General features: G+C 72.6%; 2 protein-coding genes. Both read left to right on the top strand.

The window, feature by feature from the left end; all coding sequences use genetic code 11:
• The first annotated feature begins 141 nt into the window (after positions 1–141).
• Entirely contained in the window at positions 142–390 is a 249-nt protein-coding gene (locus ACFV61_RS36060; protein ID WP_159398582.1) for a hypothetical protein, read from the top strand.
• Between the two features lie 228 nt (positions 391–618).
• Positions 619–1,278, top strand: coding sequence for a zinc ribbon domain-containing protein (locus ACFV61_RS36055; RefSeq protein ID WP_380481983.1), 660 nt, complete (start codon positions 619–621; stop codon positions 1,276–1,278).
• Positions 1,279–1,337 lie beyond the last annotated feature (59 nt).

The following is a 1,337-nucleotide window of genomic DNA, read 5'->3' as shown; positions in this document are numbered from 1 at the left end:
TGCGCGGGGGGGGGGGTCGGGCGCAACCCCACCGCCTTTTCACCACCCGCCTTTCGTGTTTCCGGGGTGAGCTGCACGCCTGGTCGCGTGGCCGCCCGACCGGGGAGGCCGCGCGTCGGGGCCGGGTCGGGAGGCGGAACCGTGGTGGAGAGTCGGCGCAGTCCTGTGGCCGTCGGGGAGCCAGCGGACCCGGACGTCCAGTGGGTGTACCAGCCGGTCGAGGTGGACCTCGGCGGCGGCACCTGGGCGTCCGGGCGGATCAGCGGCTGGTGGCAGGACTCCGCCGGGCAGCGGTGGTGCCGGTTGCGGGTGAGCCGCAGTGGCCGGCCGGCCGGGTGGGAGCGGTTCGACCCGGCGCGGGTCCTGCTGCTGCCGGTCGCCGGGCTCTGAGGAGGCGTCGGCCGGTTCCGATCGGAACCGGTACCGGCGTGACCGGAACCGGTCCGGTGGGTTCGGACGTCCCTCGGTGCGGCGATCACGAGGCGTTGTCCATAAGAGATTCACAAAATATGACGGCATGTGCGATTCTGTGCAGCGCCCCCGTGACCCGCCCCATCCGTGTCGGCACCTTGGGGGGCCCGGGGCCGCCGACATGCCACTTCATCGACCGGGGACGACGTGAGTTCCGAGATCTACTTCAGCAGCAACTACCGCGACCTGTGCGAGCAGCACGGCACCGGCGCGGGCTTCCAGTTCGAGTTCTCCTGCTACCGCTGCTCCGACACCTGGCGCTCGTCGTTCGAGGCGTTCACCACCGGCCAGGTGGCGGGCTGGATCGGCAAGGGCGTCAGCGCCGCCTGGAACCTCATCGGCGGCAACGCCAACACCATCAGCAACGCCGCCGACGGCCTGGCCGGCCACACCTGGGGCAACGCGCGCGACGCCGCCTTCCAGCGCGCGATCACCAACGCCCAGGTGCACTTCAACCGCTGCGCCCGCTGCACCCACTATGTCTGCGGCCGCTGCTTCGACCCGGGCCAGGGCCTGTGCCACGACTGCGCCCCGGACACCGCGGCCGAGGCGATGGCGGCGCAGCGGCGCGGCCTCAACGACATGGTGTCCGACCGCTCCTACCAGCAGGGCCAGCAGTCCGGCGCCGAGTTCGACGTGCGGACGCCGCGCCAGCTCGTCTGCCCGCAGTGCTCGGCGGAGACGCACGGCACGCCGTTCTGCCCGGGCTGCGGCCACCGGCTCGCCCAGCCGACCCAGTGCGGCCAGTGCCACCAGGACATCCCGGAGGGTGCGGCGTTCTGCCCGGGCTGCGGCACCAGGCGCTGACCCCGCAGACCCCACGCACCCCACGCACCCCATGCACCTCGCGACGGAGGTGCTCCTGA

Origin of the sequence: Kitasatospora sp. NPDC059817 (assembly GCF_042731835.1) — a bacterium.
In the GTDB taxonomy this organism is placed as follows: domain Bacteria; phylum Actinomycetota; class Actinomycetes; order Streptomycetales; family Streptomycetaceae; genus Kitasatospora.
This window is presented reverse-complemented; position numbering and strand designations above follow the sequence as displayed.